The organism is Halapricum desulfuricans (genome assembly GCF_017094525.1).
Lineage (GTDB): Archaea > Halobacteriota > Halobacteria > Halobacteriales > Haloarculaceae > Halapricum > Halapricum desulfuricans.
In genome coordinates, this window is the sequence record NZ_CP064788.1 from 1,140,087 (window position 1) to 1,158,638 (window position 18,552).

Below are 18,552 nucleotides of genomic sequence, written 5' to 3' on the forward strand. Positions count from 1 at the left end.
TCGCGAATCTCCGTTTCCTCGGCTACAGCTCGAAGGTCTCGTCGCCCTCGAGGACGTGCACGTCGGCGTTACTGCCGGTCGCTTTCACCTCGCGGACGAACTCGTCGGTGTCGATCTCGATGGGCGGGAACGAGTCGTAGTGCATCGGGAAGGCGTGATCGACGTCCAGCCAGTCGACAGCGATGGCCGCCTGCATCGGCCCCATGGTGAAGTGGTCGCCGACCGGGACGGCGGCGGCGTCGGGTTCGAGATACGGTCCGATTACCTCGCGCATCTCGGTCATCAGGCTCGTATCGCCGGCGTGATAGAACGTCGTCGAGTCGGGATCGCTCCCCTGAGTGGGCTTGGTGTCCGAGACGATGAACCCGGCGGGCATCCCGCCGGTCGCCTCGTAGTCGGTGTCCATACCGTTGGTGTGATCGGCCCGGTGCATCGTCACGAACGCACCGCCCAGTTCGATCGTGCCGCCGAGGTTAAACCCGATCGTCTCCTCGACGCCGTAGTTGTCCTCGACGTAGCCCGCGACCTCGGGCGTCGCCGCGACCGGCGTCGACTGGAAGCGATCCACGTCGCCGATGTGGTCGGCGTGACCGTGCGTGAGCAGGACGTAGTCCGGATCGAGCGTCGCCGGATCGACCTCGGTTTTCGGATTCCCGAAGAAGGGGTCGATCAACAGGTCCGTCGATCCGACCGATACGTACCACGTCGAATGGCCGTGCCAGGTGAGTTCCATAGTGCAATCCCACGTACACGACGGAAACACTTATATCCTGAAGTGATCCTGTCTCGCGGCCGGATCGACACGGACGCTGTCGCCGCATTTTCCTCCAAGAACTATACCGGAGGAACACGTAGTACAGACGATGGCCACGCCACGGCGACCGGCCCAGAACATTTGTCGGACAGACGAGATTACCGTGCTGTACGTCGATGGCGATGCTGCAACCAGGCATTCACTGGCCGAGTCCGTCGAACGCGAGGACGAGCGGATTACCGTGTTGACCGCGACCGACGCTCGTGGAGCGCTCGACCAGTTCGTCGACGGCGGGGCCGACTGTATCGTCTCGGACTACGAGATCCCAAAGCGAGACGGGATCGACCTGCTCAAATCCGTTCGCGAAGACGATCCCGACCTCCCGTTCATTCTGTTCACTGATAGTGGTTCCGAGCGGGTCGCCAGCGAAGCGATCAGTGCCGGTGTCACGGACTATCTCCGGAAGGAGTCCAGTGGCGACCAGTACGCGCTGCTGGCAGACCGGATCGTCGACGCAGTCGACGAGTACCGCGCGGCCGGCACAGTCGAACGGCAGCGTGACGTCTGCAGAGCCGGCCAGGAGATTGCCGATATCGGGTTCTGGGAGTACGACGTCGAGGCTGAGACGGTCTACACCAGCGAAGGTCTGTTGGGGCTATGCGGTGTCGCCGCACAGCCTGACCTCCGGAAAGAGCAATTATTCGATTCTTATCATCCCGACGACCGCCCGGCAATCCGGGACGCGTTCGACCGGGCGGTCGAGGCGGGTGAGTCTTTCGACCTCGAACTGCGGCTAATCGATGACGACGGACACGAACGTTGGGTTCGCACTCAAGGAGAACCACGGATCAAAGACGGTGACACCGTTCGCGTCAGGGGGTCGGTCCAGGACGTCACCGAACACAAAGCGCAGAAGCGAGACCTCCGTGAAGACAGGGATCGATACCGGCACTTCGTCGAGCGCGCGACAGACGTCATCACCGTTGCAGACACGGACGGCACAATCCGATACGAAAGTCCGGCAGTCGAACGGATCTTCGGCTACCCGCCCGAAGAGCGGGTCGGAGATCCGGTATTCGAGTACGTGCATCCGGACGACCGCCAGCGTGTTCTCAGCCAGTTCAGGGAGCTCGTGGATAGAGAAGCGGACACGGCAGAGCGGATCGAATTCCGATACGAGGGGTCGGACGGTTCGTATCGCTGGATCGAGTCGATCGGCACCGATCGCACCGAGACAGTCATCGACGGCGTCGTCGTCTATTCACGCGATATAACGGACCGGAAAGAACGCGAACGGGAGATTCAACAACTTACCGAGCGTCTCAAACTCGCGGTGGACGGTGCCGGGTTAGGGATCTGGGACTGGGATATGACCACCGACGAGGTCGAGTTCAACGACCAGTGGGCCGAGATACTCGGGTATACGCCAGACGAGATCGAACCGCACCTGGACGCCTGGGAGAAACGTGTCCACCCCGAAGACGCCGATCCGGTTCAGGCGGCACTCGAGGAACATATCCGGGACGGCACTGATTTCTACGAGACCGAACACCGAATGCGAACGGCCGACGGCGACTGGAAGTGGATCAGGGACATCGGACGAATCGTCGAGCGAGACGACGATGGGACCCCTCTCAGAGCGGTCGGCGTCCACCTCGACATCGACGAACGGAAAGCGCACGAACAGGAGCTGGAACGGGCCCGCAGGGAACTCCGCCAGATAATCGATCTCATCCCGGACCTCGTCTTCGCCAAAAACCGGGAGGGCGAGTATCTACTGGCCAACGAGGCGGCTGCCGAACTGTACGGGACGACACGCGAAAACATCGAAGGGCGAAAAGAACAGGACGTCATCCCGGATCCAGCAGACGCCGAGGAGTTCAGGCAAGACGACCTCGAGGTGATCGAATCGGGCGAACCCAAATACATCCCAGAAGAGGAGATCACGACCGCCGACGGAGAGACACGCATCCTGCAGACACGCAAGATTCCGTTTGAGGTTCCCGGACGTGACGAGGAGGCCGTGCTCGGGTACGCTCGTGATGTGACCGATCTCAAACAGCACGAGCGGGATCTCGAGCGACGGAACCAGCAGCTCGACAAGTTCGCGAGGATCGTCTCTCACGACCTGCGAAACCCGCTCGAAGTCGCGTCCGGGCGGCTGGAGCTAGCCCGTCAGACGTGTGAGTCGCCACACCTGGACGATATCGAGACCGCACTGGACCGTATCGACACGATCATCGCTGACACGCTTGCGCTGGCTCGGCTCGGGCAGACGATCAACGAAAAGCAGGACATCAACCTCAGGGCCCGTGCCGAGGAGTGTTGGGACAGTGTCGAGACGGCGGGGGCGTCGTTCGACCCGCCGGAATCGGTGACGATACGGGCGGACCTGGATCGGCTCAAGCACGTCTGTGAGAACCTCTTCCGGAACGCGATCGAACACGGCGGCGAAGGCGTGACTGTGAGCGTCGACCGTCTCGAAGACGGGTTCGCGATCACCGACGACGGGTCCGGTCTCCCCGAGGACGTCGACATATTCGAGCCCGGGGCCACTACCAGTGCTGACGGCAACGGGTTCGGTCTCGCGATCGTCGAGGAGATCGTCACCGCACACGGATGGGATATCCACGCGACAGAGAGCGAAGACGGCGGTGCACGGTTCGAAATAACGGATGTGGACCTCCGCGAGACGGGCGAAAGATAAGTCGTTCCGGCATCACACTACTGATGATGGATCCGTTCCCGACGTACGTCGATCTGGCCGAGAACCCGACGACCGGGCAGGGCCACCACTGGATGTTCGAATACGTCGAAGGGGTCCCGCTACGGTTCACCCTCCAGTCCGACGGTCGGCTCGCCTTCGCCGGGAAACAGCGCCGATACGAGGACAGTTCGGAACCGCCGAGCGTCGCCCCCGCGATCGAGACAGTCCGGTCGGGATTCCGACGGGACGCCTTCCGGGAGGCGGTCGCGGAGCCCGACTCGGTCACCTTCTACGGGATCGCCACCTGCCAGCACCGGATCGAGTACGACTGGGACGAACTGCCCGCGTTCCTGGGATACGACGTTCGCGTCCCCGGCCGTGGCGGGTTGCTCGCTCCGGAGCGGGCACACGCGAGTTTCGACCGGCTCGGGCTCGCTCCGGCACCGCCGGTCGACCGCGAGATCCGGGCCGACGCGATCGATCCCGGCCGCGAGCAGCTCCCCGACAGCGACTGGGCCGACCGACCTGTCGCCGGACTGGTCTTCGCCGACAAGCACGGCTGGCGCGGCAAACTGCTCGATCCCGACCGACCGCCCGGGCCCGAGGCGTCGTTCGACTCGCCAGCATCCGCCGCCGAAGCCCTGCTCTCCGGCGACCTCCCGGCGTCCGGGAACGTCGAGGCGACGCTGCGACAACTGGCGCGCCGTTACCGGGCCACGCTGGCCGACGCTAACGTGGACCCCACGTCTTCCGCGTTTCGGAGCGCGGTCGCCGAACACCTGCAGCGACGCTCGAAGTGACTTATCAGCGAATACCTCGGATAACTCGACGACAGACGCTCGGAGTGGCTCGACGACAGACGCTCGTCTGACGGGTATTTAGGGGATGTGCGTGAGACGTTCACGCAATGGGACGTCTCGTCATCGACATGCCGACCGAACTCCGCGTTCGATCGGATCCGGCGGACAGCGAGCCCCAGCCGTGCACGGACAGCAACGTAGAGGGAGAGTCGCTCCCGCCGGACGTGCGGCGGTTCCTGTCGTGGTTCGCCTGCTGGTCGCCGATCAGTCGCTGAGCCGGTCGGCGATCCGCTGGGCCCCGAGCGTCGCCGCGAGCGCGGGTTCGTCCGGTGCGACGGCCTCGATATCGCGGTTGAGTTCGTCGCTGGCTCGCTCGGCAAATTCGTCGACGATGCCCGGGATACAGGCCATCCCGCCGGTGAGCACGACCGGCTTCTCGAGCGCGAGGTTGTACACCTTCATGTGTTCGTTGGCCAGTTCCGGCAGGAAGGTGTTGGCGAACTCGTCGACCACCTCGTCGACGTACTCGTCGACGGCGTCCATGACGCTTCGCTCGATCGTGAACTCGTGTGCGCCGCCGCCGGGCTGCTGGATGACGTCGGTAAAGGGCTCGTAGTCCTCGAAGTCCGCGTGTTCCTCCTTGTACTCGCGGGCGGTCTGAACGTCGATGTTGACTCGCCCCTGCGTCTCTTCTTCGACGTAATTTGCGATCACACGGTCGACCTCGTTGCCGGTGACTGCGCCCGTCGTGTACGGCGCGAGTTGCTCGCCGCGCCGATAGGCCGAGGCCTCCAGGTTCGTCGACCCCAGGTTGACCGCCAGCAGGATCTCGTTGATCGCCTCCAGATCCTCGCCGAAGGCCGGGATCGTCCCGCACAGCGACTCGGGATAGCTCTCGACCAGTTCCGTCCCGATCGAGCTGTTCTCGATGACGGTTTCGAGGTTCTGCAGCCCCGCCTCGTTGTCGATCGTCGGGATGGCGTAGACGACGGTACTGTCCTCGGGGACGCCGTTCGCCTCGATGACCTCCTCGAAGAACGTGCTCGTCAGTTCCGCCCGGTCGTCGTCCTCCGGCAGCCCGGACCTGAGCATGAACTCCACCCGGTCGGGGTACTCCCGAGCCGCTTCCTCGCCGTAGAGGACCTGCTCCTCGCCGGTGAGCGCATCCTCGTAGGTCGCCATACAGGTCAGTGTGTTCACGATCTCCAGATCGCCGTCCCCGTCGGGATAAGCGATCACGGTCCTGGTGCTACCGAGTTTCACTCCGACCGGAACGGGTCCGTCCGTCGAACTGTCGGCCGCGTCGTCAGTCTCGTCGTCCTCGCTCATACGCCTGCGTGATGGTCCCCCCGAAGTATATAACCGCCCGGAAAAGGTAGCGAATTTTATTGTTGTACGGAGATACGATCGGGGGTTGCCCGGTCGACGCTCGTCCGCTCGGAGGCGTCGAGGCTCGCAAGACGGGAGTCGACGGCGGCGATCGCGCTACGGATCGGTCCGAGAGCCGCCGTCGTCGAGCGCCCGCCAAGAGAGGCGCGGCGACCGCGCGGCCGCGACCTGATCGATCCGGCTGGCGGTCGTCCGGTGCGGTGCCGACTCAAGCGCGTCCGCGTCGGCGTCGCCGGCGGCATCGAACGCGGCCACCAGCAGATCGAGCGTCTCCCTGGACTCGGCCTCGGTCGGTTCGACCATCAGTGCCTCCTCGACGAGTTCGGGCCACTTCGTCGTCGGCGGGTGCACGCCGTGATCGAGCATGTGCTTGGCCACGTCGGCTGCGTCCCGATCGCCGGCGCTGGCGACGAACTCGTGGTGAAACGGGCCGTACGGCACCTCGAAGTCGATCCGCTCGGCCAGGTAGTTGGCGTTGAGGACGGCCTTCGCGCTCGCGTCGGCCAGCCCCTCGTCGCCGAGTCGCCGGATATACGCGTAGGCCTTCAGCAGGACGAGCCAGTTGCCCTCGAACCCGTGGACCTTCCCGATCGAGTGGGCGGGCTCGTAGCGCTCGTAGGTGCCTCCGTCAGTCTCGCGGACGTGGGGCGCGGGCAGGTACGGCGCGAGGTCCTCGCGTACGCCGACCGGCCCGGCACCCGGCCCGCCGCCGCCGTGAGGCGTCGCGAAGGTCTTGTGGACGTTGTAGTGCATCACGTCAAAGCCCATGTCGCCCGGCCGGGCCTGTCCGAGCAGGGCGTTGAGGTTCGCCCCGTCGTAGTAGACCAGCCCCCCCGCGTCGTGGACGACCTCGGTGACGGTCTCGATGTCGCGCTCGAACAGCCCCAGCGTGTTCGGGTTCGTCAGCATGAGCGCCGCGGTTTCCTCGCCGACCGCGGCCTCGAGCGCCTCGAGGTTCACCCGGCCGTCGTCGCCGCTGGGCAACTCGACGACGTCGAACCCCGCCATCGCCGCACTGGCGAAGTTCGTCCCGTGTGCGCTGTCCGGAACCACGACCTCCGTCCGGTCCTCGCCCCGCTGTTCGTGGTATGCCCTGGTGATCAGCAACCCCGTGTACTCGCCAGCCGCGCCGGCCGGCGGCTGCAGCGTCACGGCGTCCATCCCGCCGATCCGGCCGAGCCACTCCTGTAGTGTCGCCATGACTTCGAGTGTCCCCTGGACGCTCTCGTCGGGCCGGTCCGGGTGGACGGCCGCGTTCTCGTCGCTCGCGACGCGTTCGAGCAGCGCCGGGTTGTACTTCATCGTGCAACTGCCCAGCGGAAACGGACCGCTGTCGACCCCGTAGGTCTCCTGTGAGAGGCGCGTGTAGTGGCGCGCCAGCTCCGGCTCGGCAGGGGCTGCCATCGTGAGTTCGTCACGGGTCAGCTCCTCGGGCAACGGCGCGTCGTCGATCTCGACCGTTTCGGAGCGCTTCTCGATCAACAGCGGCTCGTAGCGGTCCTCGTCGGCCCACCGCGCCTGATCGTAGCGCATTCAGGCCACCTCCGAGAGCGCGGCGACGAGGCCGTCCGTCGCGTGTTCGTTCGCGTCGGTCACGCACAGCTGGAGGCGGTGGTCGTCGACCGCGTGAACGGCGTAGCCCCGATCCAGCAACGCGTCGCGTATCTCCGGGGCGGGCCGATCCGTGGCGGCGAGAAACTCCCGGAAGTGGTGGCGGTCGTGAACCGGCGCGCGGACGCCGTCGATATCGTCGACTCGAGACGCGAGCGTCCGCGCGTCCCGGACGGCCCGCTCGGCCAGTTCGAGCAGGCCGTCCGGGCCGAGCCAGGCGAGGTGGATCGCCGTCCGCAGCGCGACCCACGCCTGATTGGTGCAGATGTTCGAGGTCGCCCGCTCGCGGCGGATGTGCTGTTCCCGGGTCTGCAGCGTCAGCGTGTAGGCCCGCCGCCCGCGCTCGTCTGTTCCAGCCCCGACCAGCCGTCCGGGGACCTGCCGGAGGAACTGCTCGCGCGTGACGAACAGGCCGTGTCCCATCCCGTGGGCGTGGCCGAGTCCGAGCGTCCCGGCATCGCCGACGACGACGTCCGCGCCGACGCTCGCCGGCGTCTCCAGCAGCGACAGCGCGACCGGGTCGGTCCCGAGACAGAACAGCGCCTCGCTGTCCGCGGCGAGGTCGCCGACGGCCGACAGTCGCTCCTCGATCGTCCCGCGGACGGTCGGGTTCTCCGCGTAGACCATGAGCGTGTCCGAATCGACCATCGACGTCAGCGCGTCAAGATCGGCGTTGCCGTCGTCGGTCGGGTAGGACTCGACGGTGAGATCGGCCCCCTCCGCGTAGTTTTCGAGCACCGACCGTCGCCGGAGCGGGAGCAGTTCGGGAACGAGCACGCGCGAGCCGCTGGTCGATCGCACCCGGGCGGCGAGCGTCGCGGCCTCGCCGAGGGCGGTCGCGTGGTCGTACATCGAGGCGTTCGCGACCGGCAGGCCGGTCAGGTCGACGAGCATCGACTGGTACTCGAACAGCGCCTGCAGGAACCCCTGGGCGATCTCGGGCTGATACTGCGTGTAGGAGGTCAGAAACTCGGAGCGCGAGGACAGCCGATCGACCACCGCCGGGACGTGATGGACGTAATGGCCCCGGCCCAGAAACGAGGTCATGTCGTCGTTTTCCGCGAGCGTCCCCGCAATCTCCCGGGCCGTCCCCGCGTCGTCTCGCGCTTCGATCCCGAAGGCCCGATCGAACTGCACCGCCTCGGGGATGTCGAACAGTTCGTCCACGTCGTCGGCTCCGACCGTCTCGAGCATCGCCCGCGTCTCCGCGTCCGTGTGAGGAGCGTACGGACTCCCCTCGCGCGTCCCGGTCATGTAACGACCGAGCCTACCGGCCGGGCGCATATATCGATTGCCGTCAGGCCCACGCGCTCTGTCGTCGACGGGTCGGCTCTGTGAACGGGCTCGCTGTTCGCGGCCCACAGCGAGATATATAGCAATACGTAGCGATCATAGAAATCCTCGTATATGCCGAGAATAAAGGGGGGACGATGACAGCAGATCCCGTTCGATTCGGATTCGTCTGTGTCCAGAATGCCGGCCGGAGTCAGATGGCGACGGCGTTCGCCGAGCGCGAGCGCGACCGGCGCGGGCTCGAGGACGAGGTCGAGATCCTCACTGGGGGCACCCGGCCCGCGGACCACGTCCACGAGGAAGTCGTCGAGACCATGCGCGAGCTGGACATCGACATCTCGGATCGGACGCCGCGCGAGATCACACACGAGGAGACGGGGTCGTGTGATTACGTCCTCACGATGGGCTGTTCGGCCGAGAACGTCTGCCCGGCAGTCTGGCACGGAGAGAGCCGCGACTGGGACCTCGAGGACCCGGACGGCAAGGACCCACAACGCGTCCGCGAGATCCGTGACGAGGTCCAGCGACGGGTCGAGTCGCTCTTTGACGACGTGTTCGAATCGGGCGAGCAGCAGTGAACCGCCTCGGGGTCGTCACTCTCGCAGGTTCGTGACGGCCATGACGTCCTCGAGCGGGGCAGTCCGGAAATCGGAGTCCGCGACGACGAGTTCGTCGCCGGTCGAGCGGGCGGTCGCGGCGATGAGCATGTCCGTCGTCGAGAGATGCATTCCAGCAGGCTTCAACACTACGAGGGTCCGTCTGAAACCCGGGAAATCCACACCACACACTGCTGAAGGCAGTGGTGCGGAACTGTTCTCATAGCGTGATGGTTGGGCTGGCAACATCGTTTCCTCTCTGGTGATTGGCAAGTGCAACGACCAATTGCGGGCAAAGGGCGATGAAGACGTGTGACTTGACGCGTGCTCGGCCTCGGACCCGCGGGGTCCCGAGGCCGAGATCCTTGCAGACGCCAATCGCTGTTTCAACCCGTGAACGTTCTGCATACGTTTCCTCAAGCTGGCGTTGCCAGAGACGAACGGTGTCGCTGTGCTCTTTGATTCGCTCTTCGACACGGTATTCTATGTCTGGAGGATCGTCCGTATTCCGTGGGTTGTACGGCGATATCGGCACGACTGACGCTCGAAGCTACACTGTCGCCAGACATTCTCGTTGTGGAGTTCCAGCGCCATCGGACGGGGGCCATAGATGTCGCGGTAGAAGCAGTGAAGGACACCTTTCAGGAGTTCTGGAGGTTGGTGAACCCGTGTTCGCCCCCTTGGATCGGGGGCGAACACGGAATAATCAGTGAGGAACGACAAATCGAGGTGTTCGAACAGTGCCATCGTCTCTGTCTCCAATGCTTTGAAAACCTGTTCGACCGTATCGTTACTCGGTAGGACGGACTTGCTGCTGGACACATCAATTTCGTCCTACCACTCCCTTGTGAAGACTTCTGCACCAGCGCCCCCCGTTAGCGTGAATCTTGACGTACGCTCACTCAGAACGCCGGCTACCGCAGTGCTTCTGAGCCAGACGTAGTTGAACAGGAGTCCACAATGCCCTCTCCGTGCAGCGGTTTACCACTGTATATTACTGATAGTATTAAACTAGAACGAATGCATCGTCGGCCAGCCGTACGAAGAACTGGAGCGACATGGCCCGAGCGCCGGCACCGTCACCCGTCTTCCGGCGTGATCGTCGTCTCTTCGAGATCGGAGAACTCGTCGATGACCTCGACGAAGACACCGACGCTTCCGCTTTCGGTACCGAGTCCGACGATGACGTGCTGGTCTCCGGGTTCGGTCACGTCGACGCTTCGTTCGACAGTGACCGGAGCGTCGACGCCGGGGCCGCCGTCAATCGTCGTGGACACGGTGTACTGTCCGGCATCCTCAAGAACGCCACCGTAGGTCGTCGCCGTGCCCTCGTCCTCGGTTTCTCCCTCCGGTGGAATATCGAACGTCGCATCAAGCGCGGTCGTCTCGTCCGGATCCGTGACGACGACCGACCCCGTGATCCGGTGTTCTGTCGTGTTGAACACGTTCACGTCCTCGAGGACGAGTCCACCGAAGAAATCGAGCATCTCCGAACAGCCGGCCAGCACGGCCGTCGTCACGCTCGCACCGGCCGCCAGCACGCGCCGGCGGTCAAGCGCTCTGCCATCAATACCCTCAACGGCAGTCCATCGGTCCATATCGGACCCATGCAGCCCCGAGATATGAAACCGGATCGAGCGTTTCGCACCCGGAAACGTACCGCTGGCTCGCGAGCGCTCCGTACCCGGGGCTACACCACCGGACAGCGACCGTTCCGTGACCGCCGTGCTATCGCCCGTGTCACTGCTCGTCGAGCGTCGTCCGCGCGACGACCCCCGACAAGTCGTCGACAGTGACGATGACGATCACTTCCCGGTCGTCCGACTCGACCATGACGTTGAGGCACCTGATCGAATCCGCCGGGCATATCGACGACTCGAAACCGGACGGACGGGCCCGGATCGTCACCTCGTCGCGCTCGGGGACGAACGATATCGTTCCGGGTGTATCGCCGGCGGTGTTACCAGGTGCCGTGGAACGTGTCGAACTCCAGGTCTTCGAGGGATTCCTCGCCGACTGCGATCCGGTACTCCTGGGGGGTGAGGATCGGCTGTTTGAACTGCGGGCCGTCGTCGGTCGTGATCCGCGGACAGGCCGTGTTAACGTAGGCGTCGAGCCCGAAGTTCGTCAGCCGGTCGGGCGTGACCTCGTCCATCGTGATCATGTAGGCGTCGTCGTTGTTCTCGACGATCTCCTGTGCCGTCTCCCAGCGGCCCTGCCCGATCTTCGTCGAGAAGATGACGCCCCACGTCTCGGCGTCCATCGCCTTGTGGACGGCGGCGTAACGCTGTTTCATGAACTTCTCGGAGTCGGCCAGATCGAGGACGTTGTTCACCGGGTCGGCGATGACGACCGTCTTCTCGGGGTGTTCCATCGCCAGTCCCAGCGGGTGGAACTTCCCGCCGCCGACATAGAGGATCTGGTCGGCGTCGACGTCCGCGCTAGCGTAGTTACAGCCCAGGACCTGCCCCTCGTGGGTCAGCCGCTCGTCGCCCCGGCGCGTGTGGACCGTGTACCCGCGGCCCTCGAGCCACTCGCGCATCTCGTCGAACTTGTTCATGTGCTGGGCGGTCGTCACGAGACCGACGTTCTCGTCTTCCTCGGGCGGATCGAGCTTCTCCTCGAAGGCCCGTTTCATGATGGGGAAGACGTCCACGTTCGAGAACAGCGGGACGTAGATGATCTTCTCGGACTGTTTCATCGGGGAGTGACCGAAGTGGACGAACACGTCCGTCCGACGCATGAGGTCGGTGTCCAGATCACAGGCACCGTAGCAGTGTTCGCCCGACAGCAGCACGTTCACGTCGTCGGGCAGTTCCGACCGGAGGTCGTTGACGACGGCGGGACCGCGCCGTTTGAGCCCCTCGGGGAACTGCAACCCGACTGAGGTCGCGTCGCGCTCGTCGACTTCGGAGATAATCCGATCGAGTTCGTAGTCCCACTCGCGGTCGTGCTTGAGAGAGAGGCCGGTATTGCGGAGATCGCCCTCGGTCCGTTCTTGACTCATTGAACCGTCTTAACCGTCGAGACTGTTTAAGAGGCGTGTTTCCGGAAGGCCAGTCGAGAGACGGAGTATCCTTTCGCGGGTCCCGATCCGCTGGGGTTCGAGGCCGTCCCCGACGGCGCGGCCGACCCGCCCTCGTTCGATGGAGAGCAGGTCTACGAATCGGACGTCGCCCGGGGGATTATCGACGTCCTCGACTGGCCGAGCGGGTGGACGACGCTCGTGTACGGCCGTTCGCAGGACGGCTTCGAGTCACCGAACTGAGGGAGCTCTCGCCGGACGGAGAGATGGTCAGTTCCCGGACGCTGGACGCGGTCCCGTCGAACAGGGTCTGGCATCTGGAACAGCCCGGAGAGCGACTCGTCGTGGGCGGACAACGAGAGCAGGACGACCGGGGAAGCGTCGTGGTTCCGTGGTGTCGACTCCGAGTTCGCGTTCGATGCCGACTGGCGGACCATCTACGCCGGTGTGACCGTCGAGGATACGGGGCCCGACACGCAATTCTGGTCGGTCACGACCACCCACGAAGGCGTGCTGGCAGGCGGATTGAACGCCGGAGACGTGTGGCTCGTCTCCTACGCCAACGGCGAGGAATCCTGGCGACGAACGATCACCCACGGCGAGGAGGCCTACATCGTCGAACACCTCGCTGCCGGGCAGACGGGAACGTACGCAGTAGCCCAGACGAACCAGTTCGCGACGGGAAACAACCACCTGCTGTTACTCTCGCTCGGTGGAGAGGGATCCGTCGAATGGGCGCGCGTCTTCGATCCGAACTACGAGGAGTACACCGAGGGGCCGATGGAGCTGTACGGTCATGGGATCGTCGACGCCGGCGGACCGGTCCTCGTCGGCACCACCAGTGATCGGGTCTGGCTGGCCGCGACCGAGCCGGACGGAACGATGCGGTGGGCCGGCTATTACCCCGGTTCCCGGGAGTCTCGGACTGTCAGATCACTCGGAATCGAGGCGAGTGCAGAGCGACGCTCGCTGTACGGCAGCACCGGAACTCATCAGGAGGAGACACCCTGGCTCGCCTGGCTGGATCCGTGACGGCGTCGCAGCCAGCCCAAACCCACACGGCGATCAGGACTCGACGTCGTCCCGAAGGTCCTCGACGTGCGTGCGGACGACTCTCAGTGTCGCGTCGGCGTCGGCGTATCCCTGGTCGTACTCCTCGAACGCGGCGTCGATGGCGTCCAGAAACTCCTCGACAGAGGTGTCTGTGTCGGTCATACGCGGCTGTTCGGTCCGGTCGCTGTAAGTCAATTCCGGATTAACACCATTCGCAGACCGGATTCGGCCGGTTGCCGTCTCGATTCAGTCGATGACATCACGTCCTGTCGTCTCGAGCTAGCCGGCATCATCACGGCATCGCCGTCTCGAACGCGTCGAGCGCGTCGTCACTGCCGGCGACCAGCAGTCTGTCGTCGGGGCCGACCTCGAAGTCGGGATCGAAGTCGTCAGGAGCCGCTCGCCCCACCTGACGCACGCGTACGGGACGCCCCTGATAGTGGTTGCTGGACGTCTGTTCCGTGCGGTCACATCGGTAAATCGGTATAGCAACCACTATGGCCCGCCACACTCCGAGCGGTCGGTCAGTTTCATCCCGAAAGGGGATACCAGTGATGCCACGGAACAATATCACTCCGGCTGACCGTCCGTTTCGAACCACGCCACGACCTGGTCCGCGATCGACTCCGAAAGGTCGGTCAGATAGACCGTCCCCCAGACCGTGACGACGAGCGCGCCGAGTGCGTTGAACAGCAGATCGCCCATCGTGTCGTCGATCCCGTACTGGATGAGCACGGCCTGAACCCCCAGCGCGGCGGCGCTCTGATCGAGTGCGAACTCGAGAATCTCCCAGACGACGCCGGCGGCGAACACGAACAACAGGATGAACGCGCCCATCAGCTTCGGGGGGACATAGACGCGCTCGACGTGGACGTGGATCGCCCGGAAGACGGCGTAGCCGCCGGCGGCGACGACCGTCGCCGACAGCGCGTGTGTGAAACGGTCGAACAGCGGGATCTGAGAGTAGAGTCCGGTCGAGCCCAGCGCGTGCAGGGACACCGCGGCGGTGATCCAGAGGACCAGTCCGACGTCCATCGCGAGGTCGTATTCGCGGCGCAAAATTGCCGGGACAAACGTGATCGCGAGCATGACTGCCGCGTTGACGATCACTGCCAAATCGCGCGCGTACAGCCCTCCAAGCAGGATCACGACGAGCAGCACCTGCATCGCGCGGCTGGCCTGGCGCTGTCGACGCGGGCTGATCGAGAGCCGATCGCGCAACCGCCGCGACTCAGACGCGTTACGTGTGCCGGACGTGAGATCGTCTCCAGCCCTCGGATCACCTTCCGGTTCCGGCGGGACGTACGTTCGGTCGGACTGGTCGTCGTCCCGCGAGCGAACGAACAGGTCGAAGAGTACGCCAGCGCCGATCCCGGCACAGCCGGCGGCGACGAACTCCACCATTATGTCGGCGTTGATCGCGTCCTGGCTGCGCCCGTCGAGTACGAACGCCGTCTCGAAGAGCACGTCCGAGGTCCACTGGAGGACGTTCCAGACGCCGGCGACCGCGAGCGTCGTCAACACGACCAGCACGATCGCGAACGAGCGGTTCATCCGGACCGACGTGAACTGGTGCAGTTCGGTGATGACGAGCAGCGCGAGCGCAGCCACGGCCAGGTACGCCGGGATGTCCGTTCGGAAAGAGTGGCCCAGCAACGCCTGCCAGAGGATCGGCGCGAGCACGAGCGCGATCAGTTCCCAAGGCGGCATTGCCCGTCGCTCGCGGAAGACAATGGCTGGAATCAAAACTATCACCGCGACGACGAGCGCGATGAACGTCCAGTTGAACGCCCCGTCGAAAAGTGTCTCGACGATCGTCAGCGCGAGCACGGCGACGGCGACCCAGCCGACGATCACGTCGCGTTCCCGGCTCGCGAGCAACGCGCTCAGCTGGTTCATGTCTAGGTGTACTGGACCAAAGGACAAGCGTCTTTATCTGGCCGGGAGGAGAACCCGCAACTGCACTGAACACCCACCTATGACAGGACCACTTCGCGCGACTGCCGGCTGGCTGGCCCGCCGTTCGACGCTCCCGACGGCCGTGCGAGCCGTCTTCGGCTACTACGACCACACCGGGCGGTTCGACCTTGCGAGTCTACGGCTGAAATCGACCGTCGACGACCGGACCGAGGCGATGGTCGAGGACGTGTTCACGAGCGTCGAGTCGGCGCTCGCCAGGGAGTTCGGCGTCGAGTCGGTCAGCTTCGAGTACGACACCAAGTTGCTGTTGCCGGCCGAGTTGACGCTGGGGTATCTCTACCGGCGCGCACAGCGCCGCGCCGACGGCGTCGACCCGGTCGCCGAAAGCACGTGGGCCAGCCGCGTCGACGACGCGGTCGGGAGCGAGGCGTACCGCGCACCGACTGACCCGGCCGAGTGGGATACCGACCCCGACGACCCCCGGGAACTGGTCGATCGAGCGGAGTATCTCACCCAGGTCGTGATCGGGGCGCTGCTCGACGGCGACATGCGCGACGCCGTCAACGACGCCGAATACGAGGACTTCGAGGTCTCGTTCGACGTCGACCGCGAGGAACGGGCGAGGGTCGCACGGGTCGCCCAGGAGACCCTGCAGGCCGATCTGGAACACCGTCTCGAAGCGCTCCCGGACGAACTCACCGAGATCTACGAGTGGGCGGTCGACCTCTCGGAAGCACATCAGGACCGCGACCCGCATTTCCGTGACCTCTACGAGCGCGCCCGCGAGGGCGACGGCGACGCCCGCACGAGCATCGAGGCGGAGTACCGTGACGCGCCGTTCGACGCCGATACCGACGTGTTCACCGACGAGGAACGCGACCTGCCGTATCTCTGGACGCAGTACGCCCGGGTCGGCGTGATCTACGACGCGATGATCGAGATGTACCGCGCCGCTGGGCTGCCGGTCGAGACGGCGTTCAAACGCTCGATCGTGCTGTCGATCGTCGCGGCCCAGATCTGGCTCGACGACGTCGACGACTACGGGGCCGACGTGGAAGACGGACAGCTCACGCCCGTCACCGCCGAGTATCTGCTGGCCGAGGGCGACCGCGAGGCGGCCCGCCGCGTTCGGGGCCTGACCGAACGGTATCTCGACCTCGCGCGAACCTACGCCGCCGAGACCGAGTCGCCGCTGACTGGCATCGCGACCGAGTACATCTACCTGTCCGGCGACCCATACGTTCTTCCGGGAACGGACTAGCCCCCGAGCGGACGAAAGACATTCTACCAGGCTTTTATACTAACGCGCCCACGGAACGGGTAATGACGGGGCTCGAAAACATCGCACGGGGCGTCGAGCGGTACTCGACGCTCGCACGGATCGCCGGTCGATCGCTGCTGGACGTGGACACGAACCCGGTTCCGAACTCGTGGACCCACATCACCAAGATCGATCCGGAAGACGAGAAGAAGGTACCGCTGTTGTTCCCGCTGTATCTCCAGCACACGAGCGCGCTGGAGGTCGGCGGCTCGCGGGATGTGACCGGCCAGAACACCGAGGAGACGCTCGAACTCGTCGCCGACCGACCAGTGCCGGCCTTTCAGGAGCCGAGCGGTCCCAAACAGGTCACGACCGACACCCACTCGAAGGCGGAGTTTCTGGCCATCCCCGAAGTGCTCAACGGCGACGTCGAGGCGCTGATCGGCCAGTTGGGGTCAGGCGTCGAGTACATCGAGTCCGACCTCGCGCCGGAGATGATCGCCGAGAAGCTTCCCATCTCGCCCGGCGAGACCATCGAGGATCGGCTCGCGGCGTTCGCGACGTCCTGGCTGCTCAAGGAGGCGGTCTTCGAGGCGTACATCATCATGAACCCGGACAGCGCGGCCGCCCGCGAGAGCAACGTCACTGAGGCCGACCTGCTTGATCCGCGGACGGCCAAACAGCGCGCGATGGCCGCCGAGCGCCACCTCGGGAGCGAACTCATCTATCTCGAGTACTCGGGAACGTTCGGCGGCGAGCAAGCCGAGGCGATCCTCGAAGCCGTCGACGATGGCCGCCGGTGGTCGCGGCTGTGGTACGGCGGCGGCCTCGACAGCCGCGAGAACGCGCGGACTGTCCTCGACGCCGGTGCGGACGCCGTCGTCGTCGGCAACGTCTTCCACGAGATCGCCGACGAGGAGGCCGACATCTGCGAGCGAGCCGTCGAGGAACTCGACGTCGACGCGACCCGCGAGGAGATTCTGGAGTGGCTCGAAGACGACGTCGACATTGCCGACAGCAGCGCGGCCAGCTACCTCTCGACGATCGTCGACGTCCCTAACCCCGAGGGCCGCGCCCGGGAGTACCTCGTCACGACCGTCCGGACCTGGCTCGCGGTCCAGGACGTGGTCGCGGACCTCGACGAGAAGGGCGTCGCCTCGATCCCGGAGATCCGAGAGCTGTTCCGCTCGACGGAGTTGCCCGGCCGGTCGGACGTGACGGCCGTGCTCGACGAGGAGTCGTTCCTGACGGACGTGCTCGTCGCGCTGGCCGCCCCGCGATACGGGCTTGAGGCCGACGGCCCGCCGGTCGAGCACCTGAGCCTCAAGATGGCGTGACCGGGGTCGGACTAGTTACAGCGGGACGACGATCGCGCCCACCGTCTCCAGTTCCGAGCCGGCGATCCGGAGCATGGCGCTGGTGACGATCCCGAGCGCGAGGCTGACCGACCAGACCCCGACGGCGACGCGGCCGACGCGTGCGTGTGCGGTGTCCGCGAGTTCCGTCGGCGTGCGGGTTAGTCCCAGCAGGACGGCGTATATCACGAGCGGGACCGAAAGCGCCGAGCAGATCAGATGGACGGCGAGGATCAGCAGGTACGCCGTCCGGAACAGGCCGCTCGCCTGGATGTACAGCTCGCCGCCGCCGCCGACTTTCCAGAGGTACAGCACCAGAAACCCCAGCTCCAGGGCGACGGCCGTCACCATCGCGGCCCGGTGGCGCTCGATCCGGCGCTGGCGGATGTAGTAGACGCCCGCGAGCAGCGCGGTCAGGGTCGCGGCGTTGATCACCACGATGACGTTGCTGAGCAGTCGGACAGTCGGTTCGCCGATCGAGGGAAACAGCGGGACGAACCCCTCGAAGGCGTTCATGACGAGAGCGTAGCCGACCGCCGTGATCGCCGCGGCGACCCCGAGCGTGTGCGATCGGACTCTCCGGCGGAGCGCTGTCAGGACAGCCATTGGTCGGTGTCCGGGCCCCAGTGGCTTTTGCCTTGCGCGGCGCGGGTTGTCCGCTCCTTGTCACCGGAGGGGGAAATCCTGCCTAGAACTGACCGGCGGGACCACCTTCCACCCGACGGGTCCGTATTCTGTCTCGTCCGTTCGATAGCACGAGTGTTTCTGTCAAAGAGAGCAACGTTTTC

Annotated in this window: 17 protein-coding genes and 2 pseudogenes; 7 read left to right on the top strand and 12 right to left on the bottom strand. The window is 65.0% G+C overall.

Going from position 1 to position 18,552, the window contains the following annotated elements; all coding sequences use genetic code 11:
* Positions 1-22: 22 nt before the first annotated feature.
* Entirely contained in the window at positions 23-733 is a 711-nt protein-coding gene (locus tag HSR122_RS05910; protein WP_229111855.1) for a metal-dependent hydrolase, read from the bottom strand.
* Positions 734-863: 130 nt separating this feature from the next.
* Here HSR122_RS05910 and HSR122_RS05915 point away from each other — a divergent pair, with 130 nt between their 5' ends.
* The 3 genes from HSR122_RS05915 (at position 864) to HSR122_RS05925 (ending at position 4,536) form a co-directional block, all read left to right on the top strand.
* Positions 864-3,461, top strand: a complete 2,598-nt coding sequence (locus HSR122_RS05915; RefSeq protein WP_229111856.1) for a PAS domain S-box protein — start codon at positions 864-866, stop codon at positions 3,459-3,461.
* 26 nt (positions 3,462-3,487) lie between these two features.
* Positions 3,488-4,261 carry a hypothetical protein gene (locus HSR122_RS05920; protein ID WP_229111858.1) on the top strand — a complete coding sequence of 258 codons (774 nt, stop codon included), beginning with the start codon at positions 3,488-3,490 and terminating at the stop codon, positions 4,259-4,261.
* A 107-nt stretch (positions 4,262-4,368) separates the two neighbouring features.
* Positions 4,369-4,536, top strand: a complete 168-nt coding sequence (locus HSR122_RS05925) for a hypothetical protein (RefSeq protein WP_229111860.1) — start codon at positions 4,369-4,371, stop codon at positions 4,534-4,536.
* Here HSR122_RS05925 and HSR122_RS05930 read toward each other — a convergent pair.
* From HSR122_RS05930 to gcvPA, 3 genes are all read right to left on the bottom strand, one after another.
* A complete protein-coding gene (locus HSR122_RS05930; RefSeq protein WP_229111862.1) occupies positions 4,526-5,590 on the bottom strand; it encodes a cell division protein FtsA in 1,065 nt (354 codons plus the stop codon). The genes HSR122_RS05925 and HSR122_RS05930 overlap by 11 nt on opposite strands.
* A gap of 156 nt (positions 5,591-5,746) precedes the next feature.
* Positions 5,747-7,183: an aminomethyl-transferring glycine dehydrogenase subunit GcvPB gene (gene gcvPB / locus HSR122_RS05935; protein WP_229111863.1), complete on the bottom strand. Its 1,437-nt coding sequence runs from the start codon at positions 7,181-7,183 to the stop codon at positions 5,747-5,749.
* Positions 7,184-8,515 (bottom strand): aminomethyl-transferring glycine dehydrogenase subunit GcvPA, encoded by a 1,332-nt coding sequence (gcvPA, locus tag HSR122_RS05940; protein WP_229111865.1) that lies wholly within the window; start codon positions 8,513-8,515, stop codon positions 7,184-7,186.
* 176 nt (positions 8,516-8,691) lie between these two features.
* Here gcvPA and HSR122_RS05945 point away from each other — a divergent pair, with 176 nt between their 5' ends.
* Positions 8,692-9,132 carry an arsenate-mycothiol transferase ArsC gene (locus HSR122_RS05945; protein WP_229111867.1) on the top strand — a complete coding sequence of 147 codons (441 nt, stop codon included), beginning with the start codon at positions 8,692-8,694 and terminating at the stop codon, positions 9,130-9,132.
* Positions 9,133-9,147: 15 nt separating this feature from the next.
* On the opposite strand, the pseudogene HSR122_RS05950 reads toward HSR122_RS05945, so the two are convergent.
* From HSR122_RS05950 to dph2, 4 genes and pseudogenes are all read right to left on the bottom strand, one after another.
* A pseudogene (locus HSR122_RS05950) lies at positions 9,148-9,285 on the bottom strand (type II toxin-antitoxin system VapC family toxin); the annotation flags it as partial.
* An 85-nt stretch (positions 9,286-9,370) separates the two neighbouring features.
* Positions 9,371-9,972 (bottom strand): annotated as a pseudogene (locus HSR122_RS05955) (transposase).
* Positions 9,973-10,229: 257 nt separating this feature from the next.
* Positions 10,230-10,748: a hypothetical protein gene (locus HSR122_RS05960; protein WP_229111870.1), complete on the bottom strand. Its 519-nt coding sequence runs from the start codon at positions 10,746-10,748 to the stop codon at positions 10,230-10,232.
* 362 nt (positions 10,749-11,110) lie between these two features.
* The gene (gene dph2, locus HSR122_RS05965) at positions 11,111-12,157 is read right to left on the bottom strand and encodes a diphthamide biosynthesis enzyme Dph2 (RefSeq protein WP_229111872.1); all 1,047 of its coding nucleotides are present in this window, start codon (positions 12,155-12,157) and stop codon (positions 11,111-11,113) included.
* Between the two features lie 465 nt (positions 12,158-12,622).
* On the opposite strand from dph2, the gene HSR122_RS05970 reads away from it, so the two are divergent.
* Complete coding sequence (locus tag HSR122_RS05970; RefSeq protein WP_229111874.1) at positions 12,623-13,207, top strand: hypothetical protein; 585 nt, start codon at positions 12,623-12,625, stop codon at positions 13,205-13,207.
* A gap of 33 nt (positions 13,208-13,240) precedes the next feature.
* Here HSR122_RS05970 and HSR122_RS05975 read toward each other — a convergent pair whose 3' ends face one another.
* From HSR122_RS05975 to HSR122_RS05980, 3 genes are all read right to left on the bottom strand, one after another.
* Positions 13,241-13,390, bottom strand: coding sequence for a hypothetical protein (locus HSR122_RS05975; RefSeq protein ID WP_229111875.1), 150 nt, complete (start codon positions 13,388-13,390; stop codon positions 13,241-13,243).
* A gap of 130 nt (positions 13,391-13,520) precedes the next feature.
* Complete coding sequence (locus HSR122_RS14900) at positions 13,521-13,646, bottom strand: hypothetical protein (protein ID WP_267491225.1); 126 nt, start codon at positions 13,644-13,646, stop codon at positions 13,521-13,523.
* Positions 13,647-13,798: 152 nt separating this feature from the next.
* A complete protein-coding gene (locus HSR122_RS05980) occupies positions 13,799-15,127 on the bottom strand; it encodes a hypothetical protein (RefSeq protein ID WP_229111877.1) in 1,329 nt (442 codons plus the stop codon).
* A 79-nt stretch (positions 15,128-15,206) separates the two neighbouring features.
* Between HSR122_RS05980 and HSR122_RS05985 the strand changes: the two genes are divergently transcribed.
* Positions 15,207-16,409 carry a hypothetical protein gene (locus HSR122_RS05985; protein ID WP_229111879.1) on the top strand — a complete coding sequence of 401 codons (1,203 nt, stop codon included), beginning with the start codon at positions 15,207-15,209 and terminating at the stop codon, positions 16,407-16,409.
* Positions 16,410-16,471: 62 nt separating this feature from the next.
* Entirely contained in the window at positions 16,472-17,746 is a 1,275-nt protein-coding gene (locus HSR122_RS05990) for a geranylgeranylglyceryl/heptaprenylglyceryl phosphate synthase (protein WP_229111881.1), read from the top strand.
* Positions 17,747-17,761: 15 nt separating this feature from the next.
* On the opposite strand, the gene HSR122_RS05995 is transcribed toward HSR122_RS05990, so the two are convergent.
* On the bottom strand, positions 17,762-18,370 hold the full coding sequence (locus HSR122_RS05995) for a DUF420 domain-containing protein (RefSeq protein ID WP_229111883.1): 609 nt from the start codon (positions 18,368-18,370) through the stop codon (positions 17,762-17,764).
* Positions 18,371-18,552: the final 182 nt, after the last annotated feature.